Genomic DNA, 20,946 nt, shown 5'->3' on the forward strand with positions numbered 1-20,946 from the left:
TTCTTCTCAAGCTCAGGATCTACCCCTGCCGTTTTATCGAGCGGTTGGACTTTATTCAAATCAAGTTTTCTCGGCGTTTCTGGTATCTTCTTGTTGGCAGCCTCAACAATCTTATTCATCGCGTCTTGATTGAACTTTTGCTCATTCAATGCTTCTTTCGCAATGTTGCCGACCAGGTTGTCCAGGTTTTTCTTCACCTTGTCCAAATCCGCTTGGGAATTGACGGTAAGCGACGTGTTGTCTTTTGTTGTTTTACCTTCGTTTAATTCCTTTTGCTTTTGAGCGATAAATTCATCGTTTTCTTTATCAATCTCGGCTTTATTTTTAATGAACTCTTCAATAACAGCCGGAGAGGCTTGTTTAATGAATTCCTCTACATCCAGGAACTCGACTTTCGTATCCAGATCCGCTGCTTCATCTCTGGAATCCAGCGTTATTTGCTGGGTCGGGTACAAATACGTAATGCTCGTCTCCTGGTCGTTGTCTTCGTTTACAGTTGTGGTTGAGGCGGACACTTTCCCCGCGCCTACAGCCATTTTGATATTGCCGGTAACCGGATCAACCGATACGTAAAACTGTGTTCCGCGAACACCCATAACCGCCGTCGGCGTTTCCACCTCGAACTCATCGTCGGAGCCGGCCAGCGATTTGACCTTCACCCATAACGAGCCTGCCCAAACTTTCAGCTTGGACTTTTTATTACCTTCAGCCGAATTCAAGTCGGATACGTTCAGTTCCGCATTATCGCCTAATGTAACATCGGCATCGCCATTGCTTAAATTGAGCGTCACCGAGGAATCATCACCGGTATAGATAGTATCCCCCTGATTCAAGCTCATGCTTTCGTAAGCGTCGTACGTTTTGGAGCCGCCGCCTTTCTTGACCGTTACATCGCCGGAAAGCGATGCGATAATGGCGACGCGAACTGTCTTGGCGTCTGCGGGCTTCGCGAGCACAAATGAAAATACGCTGAGCATCAAGCTTAAGCTCAAAAAGAATGATAGCAAAGACTTACTGGTTACTCTCACGTTCCTGCCTCCTTTAATCTCTTTATGATAGATGACCTAATACTTCATAAACGGCCACCGGCTTCTCTTTCCCTTTGACCTTGATTTCACCGATGGACACGATATTGAACAAATCTTTCACGCGTGCATACGTCTGTTCACTGATCAGAATTTGCCCCGGCTTTGCATTGGACTCCAGCCTTGCAGAGAGGTTCACCGTATCGCCGATCGCCGTATAATCCAGCCTTAAGCCTTCCGATCCGATATTTCCGACGACCGCCGGGCCGCTGTTAATGCCGAGACCGAATTTCACGCCGATGCCGTAGGTATCGATCAGCTTTTGTTCCAAAATGTTCGCTTGCGACTTCATTTCAATCGCTGCGCGAACCGCCATTTCCGGATGGTTGTCGAATTCGATCGGCGCGCCGAACATCGCCATGACACCATCGCCGATAAACTTATCCAACGTCCCGTTGAATTTGAAAATCGCCTTCGTACATACATCCAAGTATTCATTAAGAACCTGAATGACCTGCTCAGGCTCGAGCCGCTCGGACATCGGCGTAAAACCGCGAATATCGACGAAAATTAACGTAATGTCCTTCCGACTTCCCCCGAGCTTCACATCCTCGCCCGATTGGAGCAGCTCGTCCACGACAGATTTTGAAACGAAGCGCCCGAAAATCCCAGTGACCCGGTTGCGTTCCTTTCTCTCATCCAAGTAATGGCTCACAATCGACCAGACATAGATCGCGACAAGCGCAAACTGCGGATAGACAAGCGGTGCAAATGTAGATCCGACTGTATATAAGAGAAGCCAGATAATGCCATAGACCACGAATAAACCGATAAAAATAAAGAGGGCCGCTTTTCCTTTGTACCGTTCAAACAAGTAGATGGCCAGCAGTGCCATCACAAGGATGGCAGCGACGCCTGCCGGTTTGGACATGTCCTTGTAGAACTTGCTTTCCAACAGCGTTTGGATCATATTGGCGTGGATCTCGATCCCGAACATTTTCACGGAGGAGATTGGCGTCGGATACTCGTCCTGCATGGCGGTTACGAAAGGTCCGACCAGGACGATGCTGCCCTCGAGCGGAAGCGGCTTCGAACTATTGAGAACGTCGATTACCGATAACAGTTCATAACCGGTAGAAGCGTCAGCTTCCTGTCTTGGCGTCGTGAAAAATTCCGTTGTGGCTTGATTTCTATCATTCGTCGGAATCGTCTCACTGCCGCGCAGCCATTTGCCGGTCGCCTCATCACGTCTCACTTTCTCGTCTTTTCCTAGAACCATATTCGCCAAGGCTACACTAAAAGCCGGTATGTATTGCCCCTTTTCGTCGGGCAGTCCCACAGGTAATTTGCGGGCTTTCCCGTCCTTATCCACAAATACGTTGATATGGGCCATTTGTCCTTTGTTTGTTGTTAGCGTGGATGCGGGGTAATCGATCCGCTCGGGAATCAACTCGCCTGCTTGCTGCTGCTTGGAAGGATAATTAATCTGGATTGGCAAAATAACATTGGAATATTTCGCCACCACATCCGCCAGTGCTTTGTCATCTGCGGGGTCTTTCGAGGGCTCAGCCAGCACAACGTCGATGCCGATGGCTGCTGCACCTGATTGCTCAAGCTTCTCTATTAACTGCGCATAGACTTTGCGGTCCCATGGAAACTTTCCGATGGCCGCAAGCGATTTCTCATCAATTTTAACAATTTTGATGCGATCATCCGGCTGTCGTTCATCTTCCGACTTGGCTTTCCGAAGCGTGTCCTGGAGTGGGCCTTCCACAAAATAAAACAATCCGCTCACAGTCACCGTGTAGAAATATGTCGATAAAATTGCGATCAACAGTCCTACCGCCACGGTTTTCAACCATTTCTTTTTACCCATAAGGCCCTCCCAGTGTTTACTAGTTTTATTGTAAGATGGGAGCCTGGAAATGGCAATAAAATGTTACAAATTTCATGGTTTTTTTGCAAAAAAAGAACCCGCTTCCTGCATAGGATGCGAGTTCTTTCGACATCATGTGTTAGATCACATAACGCGTATGATGATTTAGTTAAAAGGAGAATCCGCAACTTTAATGGAATCCGTAGGGCAGCCGTCTTGAGCATCTTGCAGATCATCGTACAGATCTTCAGGAATTTCCGTTACCCCTTTGTTGCCATCACCGTCAAAAATAACCTCAGCCAAACCTTCATCGTCGTAATCATAGATGTCTGGAGCTGTAGCCCCGCACGCGCCGCAAGCGATGCAAGTATCTTTATCAACGAATGTATACTTTGCCATGTTTCTACTCCTCCTCAAATTATCCTCAATGTAAAATATAATATAAATACGGACAAAGTTCAAACCTAAAAATTTGATAGACCCACGTACATTTCAATAAAATCGGCAATCCCGTGAACATCGTTTATATCCATAACAGGGCCCCTATAAGCTTCCACCCTTAACGATGCATCCAGCACGGTAGCAATCGGTTCCGGATCCAGCATGTCGAGAATCCGCCCCTGTTCTATCGTACGAAAGACGGCGATCTTTGGATGCTTGTCTTGCTTAAATCCTTCAATAAGAATGATATCGGCGTCCGCATGCACCTCGATCTGCTCAGCTAGACTTGGTTCTTCCTTTCGCTCATACGTACGAACGGCATCAGGGGATATCGTGACGACCGCAGTAGCTCCTGCCTTAATGAACCCGGTGGAATCCTTGCCTTCGACCTCATTATAATGTCCATGTGCGTCATGTTTCATCACAACCACGCTCCGGCCGCGCCGCGACAGTTCAACAACAAGCTTCGCGATCAACGTCGTCTTGCCGCTGCCTGAGTATCCGGCAAAGCCCACGTAATTTGCCATCTTTTATCACTTCTCCTCATCCTTATGCAGCGGATTGTTCCGCAAATGATCCATCTGCAGCGACGTGCCACGCGCCTTGTGATTGCGGATCATCGCCGACGGGTCGTTGCTCAGCATCCCTGCCGTCAGAATCGCATTTTCGCCGAACTTATCCCGCAGCCCATCCATAATTCGATTCAAGTTCTCCTTCTTCGGCTGCTTCTCATAATCGAACAAATCCAACTGCACATAGGTTTCTTCCCGAGCGCTCAAGCTTTGCAGCGTCACACCTAACAGCCGGACGGGATTGCCCTCCTCCCAATGGTGATCGTAGAGTTGGCAAGCCGTTCGATAGATATCGTCCAAATGCTCAGTAGGCGCCTGCAGCGTCAGTGAGCGCGTTATCGTCCGCATTTCCGGATCGCGGATCGTGACCACGACAGTCTGTGTCATTAACTCCTGCCGCCGCAATCGTCTTGCCACTTGATCCGCCAAATTGAGGAGCACGCGATGGACTTCCGTCCGGTCCGTATAATCTCGCGGCAGTGTCGTCGTATGCCCGATCGACTTGCTCTGTTCATGCTCTGGGTTGACCGACGAGTGATCGATCCCGTTTGCCGACAGTTTCAAGTGCGCACCGACGATACCAAAATGCTTTAATAACAGCGCATCGTCCGCCTTGGCGAGCTGCCCTAAAGTCAGGATGCCCAACCGGGTCAGCTTATCCGCGGTTTTTCGTCCGATGCCGTATAAATATTGGCACGGTTTATCCCAGAATACTGTAGGCACATCGCGAAGCCGAATCACGGAGATGCCATTCGGCTTTTTCATATCCGAACCCATCTTGGCCAGGAGCTTATTCGGCGCGACGCCGATCGAGCAAGGCAGCCGCAGCTCCATGGCAATCCGCTCCTGAATTTGGCTCGCAATCTCAAGTGGAGTGCCGAATTGCTTGGAGCCCGTAATATCCACGAAGCATTCGTCGATGGACATCGATTCCACGAGCGGCGAATAGCTGTACGCGATCTGCATGAACCGCCTGGAAAAATCGCGATACAAGTCAAAATCAGGCCGGATCAAGATCAGATCCGGACATAGTTTCAATGCCTGCCGCACCTGCATGCCGGTCTTGATGCCAAGATTCCTTGCCGCATACGACGAGGTTACAATAATGCCTCTGCGCAGTTCCACGCTGCCGGCGACGGCAAGCGGTTTTCCTTTATATAACTCAGGCTCTACCGCCTCATGTACTGAACAATAAAACGCATTCATATCTATATGTAAGATTACGCGTCCTTGTTTGGGATAATGGGAATGAGCGGTCATGTTCGCTTGCCTCCTCTCACCGGGAACTCCTTCCGACCGAATGTAGACAAGATCAGCATACCGAAAAAGCCCAGGGCAAGCAAACCTAATTTGGCCTTTGCGATGTCCTTCCTGCCACATTTATGATATAATCGTAAATTATACATTAGCGAAAATCGCAACTTTCAGATTTTTGTGTGATTTACCCACGCACTTTCCCAGCTTTTGAAGGAGGAACCACCTATGCCAACATCAGTCAAAATCTTCGACACCACTTTACGAGACGGAACGCAAGGAGAAGGCATTAGCTTGTCTGTTGAAGATAAAATCAAAATTGCCCGCAAGCTCGATGAGCTCGGGGTTCACTATATTGAAGGCGGATGGCCGGGCAGCAACAGCAAAGATATTGAATTTTTTGAACGTACGCGCACGATGACTTTCAAAAATGCCAAAATCACTGCGTTCGGAAGCACGCGTCGCAAAGACTCGAAAGCTTGCGACGATATTAACCTGAACCGATTGGTCGATTCCGGCGTTCAAGTTGCGACGATTTTCGGGAAATCGTGGGATTTTCACGTAACGACTGCGATTCAGACGACACTCGAAGAGAACCTGAACATGATTTACGACTCCGTTCAATTTTTGAAAAGCAAAGGGCTTGAGGTCATTTACGACGCCGAGCATTTCTTTGACGGGTACAAAAATAACGCGGAATACGCGCTGCAAACGATTTCCAAAGCGCAGGACGCCGGTGCGGACTGGATCGTTCTGTGCGATACGAACGGCGGTTCCTTGCCAGGCGAGATCGCTCAAATCGTCGGGGCCGTTAAAGCGCACGTCTCCACGCCGGTCGGCATTCACGCGCACAACGATTGCGAGCTCGCGGTAGCAAACAGTCTTGCTGCCGTACAAGCCGGAGCAGGTCAAGTGCAAGGCACCATCAATGGCTATGGCGAGCGCTGCGGCAATGCCAACCTGAGCTCCGTCATCCCGAACCTGCAGCTCAAGCTGGGTTACTCCGTACTTTCCGATGAGCAGCTGAAATCACTGACATCCGTATCTCGCTACATCAGCGAGATCGCGAACATGCACATGCCGATCAATCAACCGTTTGTCGGCAACGCGGCATTCGCACACAAAGGCGGCATCCACGTGTCCGCGATCCTGAAGGATGCAAGCACATACGAGCATATCAAGCCTGAGCTGGTCGGGAACAAGCAGCGCGTTCTGGTTTCCGAATTGGCAGGACAAAGCAATGTGCTGGTCAAAGCGCAAGAACTCAATCTGGACTTTGATCGCGATCCTCAGAAATCGAAAGAGATCATCGAGAAAATCAAGGAAATGGAGCACCAAGGCTACCAATTCGAAGGTGCGGACGCGACGCTCGAGCTGATCCTGCGCGAAGCTTTCGAGGGGCTGGAAGAAATTTTCACGCTGGAGTCTTTTAAAATGTTGGTTGAAAAAACAGCCAACCATGCCGTCGTATCCGAAGCCATCGTGAAAGTCAAAGTGCATGGCGAGACCATCTACACCGCCGCGGAAGGCAACGGTCCGGTCAATGCACTGGACAATGCGCTTCGCAAAGCGCTCATTCAATACTATCCGGACATCAAGAATATCCATCTGTCCGATTACAAAGTACGCGTCCTCGACGAGAAAGACGCGACTGCCGGCAAAGTACGGGTGCTCATGGAGACAACCGACTTCAGCTCCACCTGGAACACGCTCGGCGTATCCAGCAACATCATCGAAGCGAGCTGGTATGCGCTCGTGGACAGCTTGCGTTACGCTTTGCTCGGGCGTACCCGCATCGAACGCGAAGACAAAGATCAACTCGAACAACTCGGCGTTGTTAACCATTAATGACAAAAAGCTGCAAGAGCCCTTACCTAGGGCGGCTTGCAGCTTTTTTTATGACTCAGCAATCAGCTTTGCCAGCTTCTTATCCAGTTCCTTCGCGGACAGAACATGGATCACCTCGCGGATGACACCATGCCGATCGATGAGAAAACTCGTCGGAATCGCTATCACCGAATAAGCATCGGCATTTTTCCCTTCTTTGTCGAGCAGCACCGGAAACGGATATTGGTACGTGTCAACGAACTTTTTAATGTTGTCCATTTTATCGCCAGGCGTGACATTCACTGCATACAAGTCAAACTTTCCTTGATACTTCTTGTAGAGATTCACCAAATCCGGAGCCTCTTCTTCACACGGCCCGCACCAGGAAGCCCAGAAATTCAAGAACAGCGGCTTGTCCCGTTCCCCACCTACAGCCAACGATTGTCCATCCAGCGATTGCAGCGTAAACGCCGGCGCCAGTTCATTCACCTTCGCCGCTTCCTCCGCCGTCAGCGTCTTCTGATTCATATGCTGCACGACCCGATAACCAATCAAACCTATGACAATAACCAGTATGGCTATACTTATGACTTTCTTTTTCAAACATTCCGCCTCCCAGGATGCATGGGCGAGCAGTTCGCCATCAAGCGAACGACCAGCCATCTCTTCTATATTATCTCCAAATCGGCGAAATTTCCAACCTGCATTCCCCCGCGTATGCTTTCAGCCGATTAGGGTAAAGTAATCCTGCGTATTTATGCAGGAAAGGATGAACATGTTCATGAAACAAGCTACTCTAAAGCGAAAAGGATTTGGCGCAGCAGAAAACAAGAAAAGCTATGCGCAGCATACCGACTCAAGCGACAAACAAGCCCCCTCCGGGAAAAAAGGAAGCCTGTGGCAGTACCTTGCCTTGGCAACCATCCCTTTAGTGCTTGTGCTGGGCAATTCCATGCTGGTGCCCGTACTGCCGGATATGCAGGACAACATGCACATTTCCCGCTTTCAGAGCTCTCTAGTCATAACGTTGTTCTCGTTGTCGGCAGGCATCATCATTCCGGTTTCCGGCTACTTATCCGATCGTTTCACACGCAAAGCGGTCATCATTCCTTCGCTGATCGTTTACGGCGCAGCAGGCATCCTCGCGGGGCTAGGCGCAGTGTGGAGCTCATACGGAATCCTCATAACTGCCCGTGCCTTGCAAGGCCTTGGCGCGGCGGGCACAGCCCCTATTGCCATGGCACTTGTCGGCGACATATACAAAGGCGGCGAAGCGAGCAAAGCACTGGGTCTCATTGAGGCTTCCAACGGCATCGGGAAAGTCGTCTCCCCCATTCTAGGTTCACTTCTCGCGCTGCTCACTTGGTTTGCGCCCTTTTTTGCCTTCCCAGTCTTCTGCCTGCTGGCGCTGCTAGCCGTTATTTTCATGATCAAAGAACCCGCCAAAGACAAAGAAGCCGAGCCACTCAAACAGTATTTAAAAGAAATCAAATCCATTCTGGGCCAAAAAGGACACTGGCTGCTGCCTGCTTTCTTTGCCGGCGCCGTCACTCTCTTCATCCTCTTCGGCGTCCTCTTCTATCTCTCGCAAATTTTAGAAGAGAAGCCTTACAACATCGATGGCGTAAAAAAAGGACTGCTCCTCGCAATCCCTCTGCTATGCCTCGTCATAACTTCTTACACCACCGGAGCAAAAATCAAACAAAACGGGACGCTGATGCGCATTTTGATGAACGTCGGCCTCGGACTCATGATCGTCTCGCTCACCTGCGCGATTTTTGCGAACGGGAAGCTTGCGCTGCTCATCGGCTTGCTGTCGCTCAGCGGCATTGGCACAGGCCTTTTGCTGCCCTGCTTGAATACGCTCATTACCGGCTCCGTGAAGCGCGACCAGCGCGGCATGATCACTTCCTTGTACAACAGCCTGCGCTTTATCGGCGTGGCCTTCGGCCCCCCGCTGTTCGGATGGCTTATGAACAAGTCCCATATGACGCTTTTTACAACCGTCGTCTGCTTATCAGCGCTGATGTTGGCACTGGTCTTCTTTTTCATCAAACCTCCTGCACAATTGAAGCAAGAAGCATGATACAATAGAACTATCTCGCTTGGAATGGGGGCAGGGTCATGCTTATTCAGCTAAAGGAAGACCTGTACGATCATCTCGTTGCCTATAGTCGGGAAACGTTTCCCGAGGAAGCTTGCGGCGTCATACTCGGCTGCCCGACAGAGCACGAAGCAGACGTTCTGTATGCTGCGACGTTCTTTCCATTGCCGAATGTGGCCGAGCAACCAACCCGCGAATTCACCATTGATCCGATGGACATACTCCCTTATCTGAAGCCCGGCCCTACCCCTTTAATCGGCTTGTTCCATTCTCATCCTTCTGCACCGCCGATCCCGTCCTGTCAGGATTTGCAGACACTTTGGCACACCATTCCCACCCACTGGATTTTATCGCTCCAACATCAGACGGCACCTGAATTGCAAATTTACCAAATAAAAAAAGCCGCATCAACCGAATACCGCAAACTTCCGTTTGCTCTTGGTCAATGATGGCTTAAGAGGGCGTAGAGATCGCCAAGCGTATCTACGTTGCGAGATTTAATTTCTTCCATAAAACGCGACCACAGCTGCGCCGTCATCAGTGCGTCTTCCAGTGCATGATGGCGCACGGTCACAGGAATGTCGTAGGCGTGGAGTAGGGAATCCAAGCTTAAATTCTTGCGCTTCGGCATGAGCCATTTAGCAATCATCATAATATCCAGCACCCGATGGGACAAACTGACTTTGGACGTGCGCCACAGCGCCGAGTTGAGAAAACTTTTATCATGGCCCGTGGCATGAGCCACCAGAATCCGCTGCTGCACAAACTCCAGAAAATCGCTCAATGCACTGATTAAATCAGGCGCTTCACTTGCCATTTCATTCGTAATTCCCGTCAGTTCCACAATGTCGTTGGGGATTTTCCGTTTCGGATTGACCATCCGGTAGAACGTATCTTGCGTCTGCACTTCCCCGCCAACAACCGACACCGCACCAAAAGAAATAATCTCATCACCGTTATACGGCGAGAAGCCGGTCGTCTCCAGATCGAAGACAACAAGCTCCATGGAATGAAGCGGTATCTCAAACAGCGAATCCTTTCTCTGTTCCCTCAGCATCGAACGAATAAAAGCCATTTGCTGCGCGCTTTGCGCATCAAACATAGAAGTCAGCGCAGGGGTCAGTCCCCCCATTTTATACAGATGCCACATACGTCCTGCAGGACGCATATCCTTCATGCGAGTCACCTCTCCCCACATCACATACCGATCCGATCATCAACCTAACCTTTTTCTCTATAGGATTCGATGGATTTTGCTACGTATTTTTGCAATTCCACGCCTGTACGCAAGCATTGTTTCAGCATCTGCCGCGTTTCTTTCGTAAGCTGCTCCGCCGTCAGCCTTCCCCGAGTCGTGTACTTCTCTTCTTCGACTTGAAATGGCGTTGCATTCCGCAGCCGTATCGCCGTACCGAAAGCCGTCTCCCACTCTCTCGTCAGCGGTTCCGCGACAGCACCCTGCTCTCGCAGCAGCCGAATGCGCATCATCGTGGAGGACTCCGCGATCCCCGCTTGGATGGCTAGTAGCCGGATACCGTTGACAATGGGGATATACGCGCCGTATTTAATATCGAACCCGCCTGCGTCCTCGCCATACCGCTCTGTAATCAACTGCCCGAAAATACCGAGCGAAATTTTGTGACGCAGCGTGTTGGACAGTAAATTGTCCAGAATCGCAGGATGTTCGGCAATGTACGTTAGCATCATGGATTTCAAACGTTCAACAAGCCGCGGCGCACCGTAAATACAGCGAATATCCGCCAAAATAAGCAAATATCTCATATTCTCCCAATTCGGATCCGTCAACCATTCCAGCGTCATCGCGCGATATCCCGCTTCCGATTTTCGCCATTGCGGGTTACTTGACACCACATTCCCTTCGCATGGCGGATAGCCCAGAACATCCAAACCATGCAGTATCAAGCTGACCAGCCGGCTAAAATACCCCTCAAGCGCCTCCTGCGGATACGTCTCGCTGTCGGCATAGATCAGGCCGTTATCCTGATCGCTCCAAAGCGTCTGCTCACTGCGTCCGCCGCTGCCTAACAAGAAAAAGGCGTATTCAACAGGCGGCTTCCCAAGCCCCTCCGCTTCCAACATGCTTTCCGCAAGCTCTGCCGTCCGCCCGATAAAAGTGTCGTGCACAAGGTTGATCTGATCGCCCAATTCAGCTGTATAAGACAAAAGGAGATGCTCACGAAACATCTCTTGAACTTGATCTCTGACGCACCGCATCTCATCGAATGCTTCCGCTTGATGAATACGTGCCAGGATCGGTTCCAATGAGAGATGAGTCATGTTGCATCCCCTTTGCTCTAGTGAAAATGTAGGAAAGTTATACCGTTACGCCGTTTTGAGCCGCTTTTTTCATTTGCTCAGGATAGCCGTAGGAACCGTGCTCGGAAAGATCCAAACCGATAATTTCTTCTTCTTCCGTAACGCGAAGACCTACAGTCGCTTTCATGATACCCAGAATAATGAAGGAAAGAATGAGTACGAATGCCAGTGCACCGAATACACCAAGCGCTTGAACGCCAAGTTGATGCAAACCGCCGCCGTAGAACAAGCCAGCGCCGCCTACGCCTACTTTCGCGGAAAGTTCAGGTGTTGCGAAGAAACCAGTGGACAGAGTGCCCCAGATACCTGCAATACCGTGTACAGAGAAAGCATAGATCGGATCGTCGACACCTGCTTTTTCAAACCATTGCGCTGTGAAGAAGGTTACGATACCTGCAACTGCACCGATTACGATTGCCGCCCAGGTGTCTACGAAAGCACAAGCCGCTGTAATCGCTACAAGCGCTGCAAGCACACCATTCAACATGCTAGGAATATCCGCTTTACCGAAGTACATCCAGGAAATAATAAGTGCAGCAACACCGCCTGCCGCAGCAGCCATATTCGTAGTCAATGCAATGTAGCCAAAGAAACCGTCGCCCATTGCGCTAAGCGTACTACCTGGATTAAAACCAAACCAGCCGATCCAGAGAATGATGACGCCCAGTACGGATAAAACTTGGTTATGACCAGGAATCAAGTTAGGCGTTTTATCTTTATTATATTTACCGATACGCGGTTTAAGCAAGATCGTCGCTACGAGCGCTGCAGTTGCGCCTTGCAAGTGAACGACCGTAGAGCCCGCAAAGTCTTGCATGCCCAATTTACTGAGCCAGCCGCCGCCCCATACCCAGTGAGCCACGATTGGATAAATGACAACGGTGAAGAGAATACCGAAGATGAAGTACACCGGAAGCTTTGCTCTCTCTGCAAAACCACCCCAGGCAATGGCCAGGGAGACGCCGGCAAATGCGAGTTGGAACAAAAATTTGATGCCGATCGGCACATCGGAAAAGGATAGAGAGCCGAATGCTGCAGCCGCTTGATCTTCAAGACCTGTTACAAAAAAGCCTGTTTCGCCGAAGAAGGCATTGCCATCACCGAATGCGAATCCGAAACCTACCGCCCAGAAGGCAATCGCACAAAGTCCGAAAGTCAAAATGGTTTTGCCTGCAACGTGCCCTGCATTTTTCATTCTCGTTGACCCTGCTTCCAAAAGCGCGAAACCGGCTTGCATGAAAATAACGAGGATCGCTGCCAGCATAACCCACACGGCGTCGATCGCGCTTTGCAGCTGCGGTGCTGTCGCATCATCTGCAGCAAATGCAAGCGTAGGGAACAATAAAGACATCAAACCAAAAGCTAACAAAAACTTCTTAACCATTCGACCACTTCCTTTAATGTTAGATTAAATAACATGTAATGAAACTCTTAATGTCATTATATACAGGTTATATGGGTTTGACAATAGGATTTTCGTTAAAAAAATGAAAAAACGAAAAATAACCTGACATGAAACAGGCATAATTCGGTTTTGGCCACATACTGACCTCCAATTACGCACTAATCTCACCATATTCCCATGTCAGGTTTGAAAAGCATCACGTTTGACTGTACGGTTTAGAATCAGTTATCATGTGTATATATAGAAGGAAAGCTATTCATCATTATCCGCTGGAGCAGAGGTGATTCTTACGCATGAAGAATGAGAAGCTATATAAAATAGGAGAACTCGCGAAGCTTGCTGGTGTCAGCCCTCGCACCATTGATTACTACACAAAGATGAGCTTGATTGAACCGGAGACCAGATCAGATACGAACTATCGTCTCTACAGCGTTGAAACTTTGAATCGTCTTAAACGTATTGAATCAATGAAGAACGAGAAATATACCCTAGAAGAGATCAAAATGAATTTGCAGCAGTGGAATAAGGTGTCTGCAGACGATACCGTGAGAGATAAACTGACATCTCTCCAGCTTCATCTGGACCAGTTGATGAAAGAAGCCAAAGAATTAAGCCCTCTCATCCAACAGCTGAAGCCCAACCAGGTGAAGAAGTTCGCCCGCATCCTGACACAGCCGACTGCCGCATGCATCGAAGCATTGATTGTTCTTCTTGGTAAAAATCCGTTCTCATAATGAATGACGGAGGCAGGTCACATGTTCTTTCACCCGATGGATTTTCTCATTATTATCGCATTCGCTCTTTCTTTATGGGCATCATTCCGAGTGCGGGGAACGTTTAACAAATGGTCTGAAGTTCCCGTTTACTCCGGAATGACCGGCGCAGAGGCCGCTCGCCGCATGCTGGATGCCAACGGTCTCTATAATGTTCCGGTCGAAGCCGTCCCCGGCGCACTGACCGACCACTACGATCCGATGTCCAGAGTCGTGCGCTTGTCCGAACCCGTGTATTATCAGAACTCGATTTCGGCCGTCGCCGTCGCCTGTCACGAAGTCGGGCACGCCGTTCAGCACGAAGTGCATTACCCGATGCTCGTAGCACGTCACAAAATGTTCCCGGTTGTGAACTTTGCTTCCGGTATCGCGCCAATTCTAATTTTGGCCGGCTTCTTCTTCCAGCAGCTGCCTTGGCTGCTTGGGCTCGGCATCCTGTTCTTCTCTTGCGCGGTTGCTTTCCAACTGATCACGCTGCCCGTTGAGTTCAATGCAAGCTCAAGAGCCCGCGATATGATGATCGCAGAAGGCTTCATCACCAATGAAGAAGAGCGCGGCGTCGCCAAAGTACTGAATGCTGCAGCGTTAACTTACGTTGCCGCGGCGCTCATTTCCGTCCTTGAGCTGCTCAAGTACATCATGATCTTCACTGGCCGGAACAATGACGAATAACAGAAAAGCTCTCCGCTGTCAGAGGCCGCAAGGCACTCGCAGGGAGAGCTTTTTTTATTGGAAATAATCGTATAGAAAACGGCGGAACACTTCCGCGACAAGAGGGAGTTTTTCATCCTTCCGGCAGATCAGACCTACCGTTCGGGTTACTTGCGGGTCGGTTACCCGGATTTTCACCGGCTGCATCTCGCCGCTTTCGATCAATGCCATCGAGGGCAGCAGGCTTACCCCCATTCCCGCGGCAACCAATCCCCGAATCGTATCCGTCTCTTCGCCTTCAAACTCGATCTTCGGCACGAATCCCGCCTTAAGGCAAGCCTCCATCACAATCGTTCGCAGCGTGTATTCTTCGCTGAACATGACGAAAGATTCGTTTCTCAGCTGTTCCAGACGAATTGAAGTGTACTCTGCCAAAATATGATTTTGCGGAATAATCGCGTACAGTTCCTCTGTCAGCAAGATTTCACCTGTGACATGCTCGTGAGATTCCGGAAATGGCGAAATAAAGGCTAAATCAATCTCTCCTCTAGAAACATCGCGAATCAACGAGGTATACGTTCCTTGTCGCAGGCGAAATTTGACGTTGGGATGATTTTTTTTAAATGCAGCCACAACCGCCGGCAGCAAATGAATCACAAGGCTGTGTGGAAAGCCGATTCGAATTTCCCCCGCTTCCGGATCAAGAAACTCATGGATTTCGCCGATCGCACGCTCCAGGTCGGTCAAAATCCCCTCCACTCTGCTAAGAAACAAATGCCCGACAGAAGTCAGATGGACATTTCTCCCCTTTTGCACAAACAAATCGACGCCAAGCTCCTCTTCCAACAAACGAATTTGCCGGGAGACCGCAGATTGCGCGACGTGCAGCTCTTCCGCCGCCTGGGTAACATGCTGTTTTCTAGCTACTTTTACAAAGTACTGCAATTGTCTTAACTCCACGTTCGAATCCCCTGACTGAACTAAATTATAGCGGCTTACTGCTGATTGGACAACGTCCACTTAAAAGGATTATAATAAGAAAGTTGTTATTAGCTTGGATAAATAAGGAGGAAATATGCAAATGGCACAAGAGCGTACTGGTGTTGCTACCCTGAAAGGCAATCCAATTACATTAGTTGGACCCGAAATTAAAGTAGGAGACAAAGCTCCTGACTTCAAAGTAAACAAAGACTTGATGAATCAAGTTTCCCTCGCCGATTTCGCAGGCAAAGTGAAGCTGATCAGTGTCGTTCCTTCTTTGGACACAGGCGTTTGCGACGCGCAAACTCGCCGCTTCAACGAAGAAGCAGCAAAACTGGGCGAGAACGTGGTTGTTCTTACAATCAGCGTCGATCTTCCGTTTGCACAATCCCGCTGGTGTGGCGCTGCAGGCATCGACAAAGTGATTACATTGTCCGATTACAAAACAAAATCGTTCGGCGAAGCTTACGGCGTGCTGATCAAAGAAATTCAATTGGATATGCGCTCCATCTTCGTCATCGACGCGAATGACACCGTTCAATATGTAGAGTACCTGGGCGAAATGACGAACCACCCGAACTACGAAGCAGCGGTTGAAGCCGTTAAAGCGTTAGTATAAGGCTTGGAACAAATAAAACAGCAAGGAGGCCATGCTTCCCTGCTGTTTTTGTTATTCAGCCACTTTATGCGCGGCGAGCTTGCGATCCAATTGTTTATAAATATCAAGAATGGTTCGGTAATTCGACCCAAGGTCTCCCAAGGAGCCGCGGGAAGCCGAGTATATGTCAACCGCTGTTTTCACTGGATTGATAGCGATTACCGTTAAGGTAACATCCTGTGTCCTACCTGTCATCGTCCTGCGCTCAGCAATAATTTCTCCAACGTTCGGAACTTCATGAAGCAGCTTGTACCCCGGCGTTTTCTTTAGTACGGCCGTTATTTCTTCCCACACTTGGTCCCTAGACAGCTTGTAATATCTCGTTTTAAGCAAAGGATCTCTGGCTTTTTCTCCAGTCGTTTCATGACTACGTACTAATCCGATTAAAGTTCTCTTTAGCAAAAGCCCTTTCCCCCTTCATTGAAGTGCATGCCACGGCTTGCCATAATAACACTAACTTCTATATTACCACTGATTCCGGCTGAGAAAAAGGGGAAAATAAAAATCGGAGGAATATCCCCCGATTTAACAAAATTAATTTCCAGAAAAAGTGCCGATCAACAAGTATATGTTTAAACATGCAATGACAATGGCGACAACCCAGCTAAGAATTGACATCCATCGCGGTGAAACAAACTCACCCATTTTCTTGCGGTCGGAGGTAAACTTCACAAGCGGAATAACCGCGAACGATAATTGAAGCGACAAAATGACCTGGCTCAAAATAAGGAGATCCGTAGCCCCGCTCTCGCCATAAATCCCGATGACGATCACCGCCGGAATAATAGCAATCAAGCGCGTAATGAGCCGGCGCAGCCAAGGCGCCAACCGAATGTTCAGAAAGCCCTCCATCACAATCTGACCGGCAAGCGTGCCGGTTAGCGTTGAGTTTTGACCCGATGCGAGCAGGGCGACCGCAAACAGGATACTGGCCGCGCCGGTACCAAGCATAGGCCCAAGCAAATGATAAGCGTCTTGAATTTCGGCCACTTCTTTGCCCGCGGAATGGAAGGCAGCGGCGGATAAAATAAGAATCGCCGCGTTAACAAACAATGCAAGCATAAGCGCTACTGTGGAATCAATCGTTGCAAACTTAATGGCTTCTCGCTTGCCTTCCGATGTCGGTTCAATTTTGCGCGTTTGAACGATCGAAGAATGCAAATACAAGTTATGCGGCATTACGGTGGCCCCGAGAATACCGAGCGCAATGTAGAGCATGGCTGGATTCGTTACGATTTCTGTTTTCGGTATAAATCCTTGCGCAACAGCGGCAAATTCCGGTCTGGAAAAGATCATTTCCATTACAAAGCAGAAAATAATAAGTGCCATTAATGAAATTACCATCGCTTCAATGTAGCGAAAACCGCGCTTCTGAAGCATCAACACGAGGATAACGTCCAGCGACGTCAAAATCACGCCGTAAATGAGCGGAAGTCCGAATAAAAGCTTTAGAGCAATCGCTGCCCCGATAACCTCTGCCAAATCGCAGGCTGCAATTGCCAGCTCACACAAAATCCATAAGGCAAATGAGACGGGTTTACTATAATGATCCCGGCAAGCTTGCGCCAAATCCCGGCCCGTCGCAATACCTAACCGACCAGCTAAAGCTTGCAATAAAATCGCCATTAAATTCGATATTAAAATGACAGAAAGCAAGGTATATCCGAATTGTGAACCTCCGGCCAAATCCGTCGCCCAGTTGCCCGGATCCATATATCCGACCGCGACTAAATAGCCAGGCCCGACGAAAGCCAACAGTTTTCGGAAAAATCCTGCCTTCTTCGGAACATTCATTGAACCATGCACTTCAGGAAGACTTGGCATAGGAGACTTCCTTCTCCAGCCTTTGGGATCCTGTTCAGGCTGCTTTTTCACTGCAACTTCCATCTTCTTAACCTTCTTTCTCTAACGCAATAATGTTGAACAAGGGAAACTTTTAATAAAAGTATACTACATATTCTTATATTATGCTATAGGCAAACACTTATGTGCATAAGAAATTATTTTTCCCTAGGGAAAAACTTTGGACAACGTGCACCTTTGCATTTAGCCCACTTTCTTTATGGCGAAAAAGAATGACACAACGGCCAGAAAGTATGTTATACTTTGTATATTCAATAAACAAACAAAGAATACAATAAACGCGATTGCTAGGAGGATTATCGTTGTCACTCTTTATGGGCTTAGATTTAGGCACATCCGCTATCAAATGCATTCTTATCAACGATGAAGGCGCTGTCATTGATTCTTATTCCGTCTCCTATCCGCTTTCGCAACCAGAACCGGGATGGGCCGAGCAAGATCCGGAAGATTGGTGGCAGGCGACCGTCGCAAGCATCCGCGGTCTGCTCGAGCAGTCGCAAGTGCCCGTAGCCGACATCGCCGGCATCGGCTTCTCCGGCCAGATGCACGGCTCGGTTTTCCTGGACGAAGCGCAGCAGGTTATCCGGCCTGCGCTGCTCTGGTGCGACCAGCGCACAGCGGAGCAGTGCGCGTACATCGAGGCGACCGTCGGCCAAGCCGAACTCGGCCGCCTCACGGGCAACCGGGCGCTCACCGGCTTCACCGCGCCCAAGCTGCTCTGGCTCCGGCAGCATGAGCCGGAGCACTACGCCCGCGTTCGGCACCTGCTGCTGCCGAAGGACTACGTCAGGCTGCGCCTGACAGGTGCGTTCGGCATGGACATGGCCGACGCCAGCGGGACCTTGCTTCTGGACGTTGCGTCCAGAAGCTGGTCCAGCGCCGTCTGCGAGCGGTTGGACATCCCGCTCGCCTGGCTGCCGCCGCTCTACGAGAGCGGCGATATTGCCGGCCACCTGCTGCCGGAGGCGGCAGCCTTGACCGGCCTTGCCGCCGGTACCAAGGTCGTGGTCGGCGGCGGTGACCAAGCGTGCGGCGCCGTCGGTGTCGGCGTCGTCCGTTCTGGCATCGCCTCGGTCGCCCTCGGCACGTCCGGCGTCGTCTTCGTGCACGACGACACCTACCAAGTCGATGAAGCGTACCGGCTTCATTCGTTCTGCCACGGCGTGCCGGGCAAATGGCACCGTATGGGGGTCATGCTGGCCGCCGGTGGCTCGTTCCAGTGGTGGCGCAACCATTTTGCCCAGGAGGAAATGGCCCGCGCCGAACGTGAAGGCAAGGACGTCTACGAAATTTTGACGGCCGATGCAGAGACAGCGCCGCTGGGCAGCGAAGGACTGCTGTTCTTACCGTACTTGTCCGGCGAGCGTACACCGCATCCGGACCCTAAAGCCCGCGGCGCTTTCATCGGGCTGAATCTGCGCCATGGCAAAGCGCATCTGACGCGCGCACTGCTGGAAGGCATCACTTTCGGGCTGCGCGACTCCCTGGAACTGATTCGCGCCTCCGGCATTGAAGTGAGCGAGCTGCGCGTCAATGGCGGCGGCGCTAAGAGCCCGTTCTGGCGGCAAATGATCGCCGATATTTTCGGCATTCCTGTTGTGACAGTCAACTCGACGGACGGTCCGGCCTATGGCGCCGCAATTATGGCTGCTTCCGGCGTACTGAACCGAGACATCACTGAGCTCTGCGACGCTTGGATTCAGGTGACAAGCCGCACGGAACCGAATCCCGCGAATCAAGCTAAATATGAAGTATATTACGAACTGTTCCGCGGCCTTTACGGCACGCTGCAGGGCACGTTCCACAAGCTCAGCGACTTGGCGGAGCACGCTGAATAAATAAAAAAGAGGTTGATCAGGGAATTATCCTGTTCAACCTCTTTTTTATACGAAGAAACCCGCGCATGCCGTCCGGTTTTGGTGCTTCAAACCCGCTCTCGCAGGTGGGTGTCCGCAGAAGCGCATTTGAGGTCCCTTTTCGAGGGCATGTCAGCCGCGCTTCAATATAGGTCTCCCTAGAAACAGTCATTGGTTTAAAACAACTGAAAACCGTTACGTACACCGCAGGATTCTTCTGTGTAGTCTCATTATAGATCCAACCGGGCTAAGAATCAACCGGTAGGATTAGTTTCTATTGTTGTCATTCTCTTCTTTTTTATGCACGTTGGCATCAACAATGTCAGCATCGGCCTTCTCAATGGCGTCAACGTCGCGGTCTTGCCCTGCTTCCGCTTCTGCCGCCTCAGCTTCCGCTTCCGCTAGCCGCTGCTGTTCTTTCTCCTCCAGCTCCTGCTGCTTCATTTGCAGCTTCGTAAAGCTGCGGTTAAACTGCCAGAAGGAGAAGGCCGCCACAATACTGCCCATGAAAAAGACGACGAGAAAGAAATTGAACTTCGTCAAGCAAATCCACAAGATCACGCCGTTGCAGCTCAGCAGCACAATCGAGTTGATCGGATTGCCAATCGAAATCAGAACGGAGTTCTTGATGATTTGGAAAATTTTCATATGCAGATGAACAATAATCGAAAAGAAATTAAACAGCGAGATGATCATAATAATTGTGAAAGCGATGAACAGTATCGCCAAAATTTTCAGCGAATTGCCCTGCTTTAAATAAAAGAAGTAATTTACGCTAATAATCGTGAAAACAAGTACATAAAAGATTCCGCCAATCATACTCTGCACATAGTTTTCCTTATAACCGCGGAAAAACGTTTTGAGCAGTGGAACATCCTCTTCGCCCGTTACCCACTTCCTTGCAACCGCGAACATCGCTGTTGTTGCGGGAAAAAACGTAAATGGCGTCAACACACCGATAGGCAACAGCATCGTTTTAAGAGCATCCGGATGCTCATTCATGCTAACAAGCCCCATAAAAAATAAAAAGAACACCGGTATCGAACAAATGATCCACAGCAGATTAATAACCGAGAATCGCATAATCCATTCGGATATTTTGTATAATCCACCCATTACACCTTTAAATTCCAAACTTCTTCCTCCTTTAAGCGTTTCCATTCCGGAAAACTTTCTACGTTGTAACGAATCGATTATGTGCAGACTTGTCCTATTTGCCTTACGTATCATTATAGCCTATTTTCGATCAGATAGGTAGACGTCTAGTCGTTCAAGGATTTTTTACATAGGATATATTGTTTAGTCGCACTACCCCCACATCTT

20 protein-coding genes and 1 other RNA gene are annotated in these 20,946 nt (G+C 49.7%); 7 read left to right on the forward strand and 14 right to left on the reverse strand.

All coding sequences use genetic code 11. From position 1 onward, the window contains the following. The 5 genes from EJQ19_RS11645 to EJQ19_RS11665 all read right to left on the reverse strand — a co-directional run. A partial coding sequence (locus EJQ19_RS11645) for a FecR family protein (protein ID WP_206438406.1) occupies positions 1–1,028 on the reverse strand: 1,028 nt, incomplete at its 3' end. 22 nt (positions 1,029–1,050) lie between these two features. Continuing rightward, the gene (locus EJQ19_RS11650; protein ID WP_126141397.1) at positions 1,051–2,901 is read right to left on the reverse strand and encodes a CHASE2 domain-containing protein; all 1,851 of its coding nucleotides are present in this window, start codon (positions 2,899–2,901) and stop codon (positions 1,051–1,053) included. Positions 2,902–3,066: 165 nt separating this feature from the next. Beyond that, positions 3,067–3,300, reverse strand: coding sequence for a ferredoxin (locus tag EJQ19_RS11655; protein WP_126141398.1), 234 nt, complete (start codon positions 3,298–3,300; stop codon positions 3,067–3,069). 65 nt (positions 3,301–3,365) lie between these two features. After that, positions 3,366–3,869: a molybdopterin-guanine dinucleotide biosynthesis protein B gene (gene mobB, locus EJQ19_RS11660; RefSeq protein WP_126141399.1), complete on the reverse strand. Its 504-nt coding sequence runs from the start codon at positions 3,867–3,869 to the stop codon at positions 3,366–3,368. A 6-nt stretch (positions 3,870–3,875) separates the two neighbouring features. Then, the gene (locus EJQ19_RS11665; protein WP_126141400.1) at positions 3,876–5,174 is read right to left on the reverse strand and encodes a DNA polymerase IV; all 1,299 of its coding nucleotides are present in this window, start codon (positions 5,172–5,174) and stop codon (positions 3,876–3,878) included. 222 nt (positions 5,175–5,396) lie between these two features. On the opposite strand from EJQ19_RS11665, the gene cimA reads away from it, so the two are divergent. Further along, positions 5,397–7,016 carry a citramalate synthase gene (gene cimA, locus EJQ19_RS11670; protein ID WP_126141401.1) on the forward strand — a complete coding sequence of 540 codons (1,620 nt, stop codon included), beginning with the start codon at positions 5,397–5,399 and terminating at the stop codon, positions 7,014–7,016. A gap of 48 nt (positions 7,017–7,064) precedes the next feature. Here cimA and EJQ19_RS11675 read toward each other — a convergent pair whose 3' ends face one another. After that, the gene (locus tag EJQ19_RS11675; RefSeq protein WP_164716484.1) at positions 7,065–7,598 is read right to left on the reverse strand and encodes a TlpA disulfide reductase family protein; all 534 of its coding nucleotides are present in this window, start codon (positions 7,596–7,598) and stop codon (positions 7,065–7,067) included. Between the two features lie 178 nt (positions 7,599–7,776). Here EJQ19_RS11675 and EJQ19_RS11680 point away from each other — a divergent pair, with 178 nt between their 5' ends. Further along, positions 7,777–9,081: an MFS transporter gene (locus tag EJQ19_RS11680; protein WP_126141403.1), complete on the forward strand. Its 1,305-nt coding sequence runs from the start codon at positions 7,777–7,779 to the stop codon at positions 9,079–9,081. A 38-nt stretch (positions 9,082–9,119) separates the two neighbouring features. After that, positions 9,120–9,548: a M67 family metallopeptidase gene (locus EJQ19_RS11685; RefSeq protein ID WP_126141404.1), complete on the forward strand. Its 429-nt coding sequence runs from the start codon at positions 9,120–9,122 to the stop codon at positions 9,546–9,548. Here the strand turns inward: EJQ19_RS11685 and EJQ19_RS11690 are convergent. From EJQ19_RS11690 to EJQ19_RS11700, 3 genes are read right to left on the reverse strand one after another with little or no spacing between them, the layout of a single operon-like run. Next, positions 9,542–10,276: an exonuclease domain-containing protein gene (locus tag EJQ19_RS11690; protein ID WP_126141405.1), complete on the reverse strand. Its 735-nt coding sequence runs from the start codon at positions 10,274–10,276 to the stop codon at positions 9,542–9,544. The genes EJQ19_RS11685 and EJQ19_RS11690 overlap by 7 nt on opposite strands. Before the next feature lie 44 nt (positions 10,277–10,320). After that, positions 10,321–11,397 (reverse strand): DUF294 nucleotidyltransferase-like domain-containing protein, encoded by a 1,077-nt coding sequence (locus EJQ19_RS11695; RefSeq protein ID WP_126141406.1) that lies wholly within the window; start codon positions 11,395–11,397, stop codon positions 10,321–10,323. A gap of 37 nt (positions 11,398–11,434) precedes the next feature. Continuing rightward, positions 11,435–12,820 carry an ammonium transporter gene (locus tag EJQ19_RS11700; RefSeq protein WP_126141407.1) on the reverse strand — a complete coding sequence of 462 codons (1,386 nt, stop codon included), beginning with the start codon at positions 12,818–12,820 and terminating at the stop codon, positions 11,435–11,437. Between the two features lie 314 nt (positions 12,821–13,134). Between EJQ19_RS11700 and EJQ19_RS11705 the strand changes: the two genes are divergently transcribed. After that, positions 13,135–13,575: a MerR family transcriptional regulator gene (locus EJQ19_RS11705; RefSeq protein WP_126141408.1), complete on the forward strand. Its 441-nt coding sequence runs from the start codon at positions 13,135–13,137 to the stop codon at positions 13,573–13,575. Positions 13,576–13,596: 21 nt separating this feature from the next. Further along, entirely contained in the window at positions 13,597–14,286 is a 690-nt protein-coding gene (locus tag EJQ19_RS11710; protein ID WP_126141409.1) for a zinc metallopeptidase, read from the forward strand. Between the two features lie 54 nt (positions 14,287–14,340). Here EJQ19_RS11710 and gltC read toward each other — a convergent pair whose 3' ends face one another. Beyond that, entirely contained in the window at positions 14,341–15,225 is an 885-nt protein-coding gene (gltC, locus tag EJQ19_RS11715) for a glutamate biosynthesis transcriptional regulator GltC (protein ID WP_126141410.1), read from the reverse strand. A 121-nt stretch (positions 15,226–15,346) separates the two neighbouring features. Here gltC and tpx point away from each other — a divergent pair, with 121 nt between their 5' ends. After that, on the forward strand, positions 15,347–15,865 hold the full coding sequence (gene tpx / locus EJQ19_RS11720) for a thiol peroxidase (RefSeq protein WP_126141411.1): 519 nt from the start codon (positions 15,347–15,349) through the stop codon (positions 15,863–15,865). 51 nt (positions 15,866–15,916) lie between these two features. Here tpx and EJQ19_RS11725 read toward each other — a convergent pair whose 3' ends face one another. Together EJQ19_RS11725 and EJQ19_RS11730 are read right to left on the reverse strand one after the other, a co-directional pair. Further along, positions 15,917–16,306: a DUF1499 domain-containing protein gene (locus EJQ19_RS11725; RefSeq protein ID WP_126141412.1), complete on the reverse strand. Its 390-nt coding sequence runs from the start codon at positions 16,304–16,306 to the stop codon at positions 15,917–15,919. Positions 16,307–16,438: 132 nt separating this feature from the next. Further along, complete coding sequence (locus EJQ19_RS11730) at positions 16,439–17,791, reverse strand: Nramp family divalent metal transporter (RefSeq protein WP_126141413.1); 1,353 nt, start codon at positions 17,789–17,791, stop codon at positions 16,439–16,441. A 290-nt stretch (positions 17,792–18,081) separates the two neighbouring features. Between EJQ19_RS11730 and xylB the strand changes: the two genes are divergently transcribed. After that, the gene (gene xylB / locus EJQ19_RS11735) at positions 18,082–19,605 is read left to right on the forward strand and encodes a xylulokinase (protein WP_126141442.1); all 1,524 of its coding nucleotides are present in this window, start codon (positions 18,082–18,084) and stop codon (positions 19,603–19,605) included. A 52-nt stretch (positions 19,606–19,657) separates the two neighbouring features. Here xylB and ssrS read toward each other — a convergent pair. Both ssrS and EJQ19_RS11745 read right to left on the reverse strand, forming a co-directional pair. Continuing rightward, a non-coding RNA gene (ssrS, locus tag EJQ19_RS11740) (6S RNA) lies at positions 19,658–19,839 on the reverse strand. A 51-nt stretch (positions 19,840–19,890) separates the two neighbouring features. Then, positions 19,891–20,757 (reverse strand): YesL family protein, encoded by an 867-nt coding sequence (locus EJQ19_RS11745; RefSeq protein ID WP_126141414.1) that lies wholly within the window; start codon positions 20,755–20,757, stop codon positions 19,891–19,893. Positions 20,758–20,946: the final 189 nt, after the last annotated feature.

This window comes from Paenibacillus whitsoniae (assembly GCF_003955665.1).
Taxonomy (GTDB): domain Bacteria; phylum Bacillota; class Bacilli; order Paenibacillales; family NBRC-103111; genus Paenibacillus_E; species Paenibacillus_E whitsoniae.

Excerpts from the sequence above, each read along its gene's own strand:
- EJQ19_RS11650 (WP_126141397.1), bottom strand. The coding sequence starts at position 2,901 with ATGGGTAAAAAGAAATGGTTGAAAACCGTGGCGGTAGGACTGTTGATC.
- EJQ19_RS11655 (WP_126141398.1), bottom strand. The coding sequence starts at position 3,300 with ATGGCAAAGTATACATTCGTTGATAAAGATACTTGCATCGCTTGCGGC.
- mobB (WP_126141399.1), bottom strand. The coding sequence starts at position 3,869 with ATGGCAAATTACGTGGGCTTTGCCGGATACTCAGGCAGCGGCAAGACG.
- EJQ19_RS11665 (WP_126141400.1), bottom strand. The coding sequence starts at position 5,174 with ATGACCGCTCATTCCCATTATCCCAAACAAGGACGCGTAATCTTACAT.
- cimA (WP_126141401.1), top strand. The coding sequence starts at position 5,397 with ATGCCAACATCAGTCAAAATCTTCGACACCACTTTACGAGACGGAACG.
- EJQ19_RS11680 (WP_126141403.1), top strand. The coding sequence starts at position 7,777 with ATGAAACAAGCTACTCTAAAGCGAAAAGGATTTGGCGCAGCAGAAAAC.
- EJQ19_RS11685 (WP_126141404.1), top strand. The coding sequence starts at position 9,120 with ATGCTTATTCAGCTAAAGGAAGACCTGTACGATCATCTCGTTGCCTAT.
- EJQ19_RS11690 (WP_126141405.1), bottom strand. The coding sequence starts at position 10,276 with ATGAAGGATATGCGTCCTGCAGGACGTATGTGGCATCTGTATAAAATG.
- EJQ19_RS11695 (WP_126141406.1), bottom strand. The coding sequence starts at position 11,397 with ATGACTCATCTCTCATTGGAACCGATCCTGGCACGTATTCATCAAGCG.
- EJQ19_RS11700 (WP_126141407.1), bottom strand. The coding sequence starts at position 12,820 with ATGGTTAAGAAGTTTTTGTTAGCTTTTGGTTTGATGTCTTTATTGTTC.
- EJQ19_RS11705 (WP_126141408.1), top strand. The coding sequence starts at position 13,135 with ATGAAGAATGAGAAGCTATATAAAATAGGAGAACTCGCGAAGCTTGCT.
- EJQ19_RS11710 (WP_126141409.1), top strand. The coding sequence starts at position 13,597 with ATGTTCTTTCACCCGATGGATTTTCTCATTATTATCGCATTCGCTCTT.
- tpx (WP_126141411.1), top strand. The coding sequence starts at position 15,347 with ATGGCACAAGAGCGTACTGGTGTTGCTACCCTGAAAGGCAATCCAATT.
- EJQ19_RS11730 (WP_126141413.1), bottom strand. The coding sequence starts at position 17,791 with ATGGAAGTTGCAGTGAAAAAGCAGCCTGAACAGGATCCCAAAGGCTGG.
- xylB (WP_126141442.1), top strand. The coding sequence starts at position 18,082 with ATGGGCTTAGATTTAGGCACATCCGCTATCAAATGCATTCTTATCAAC.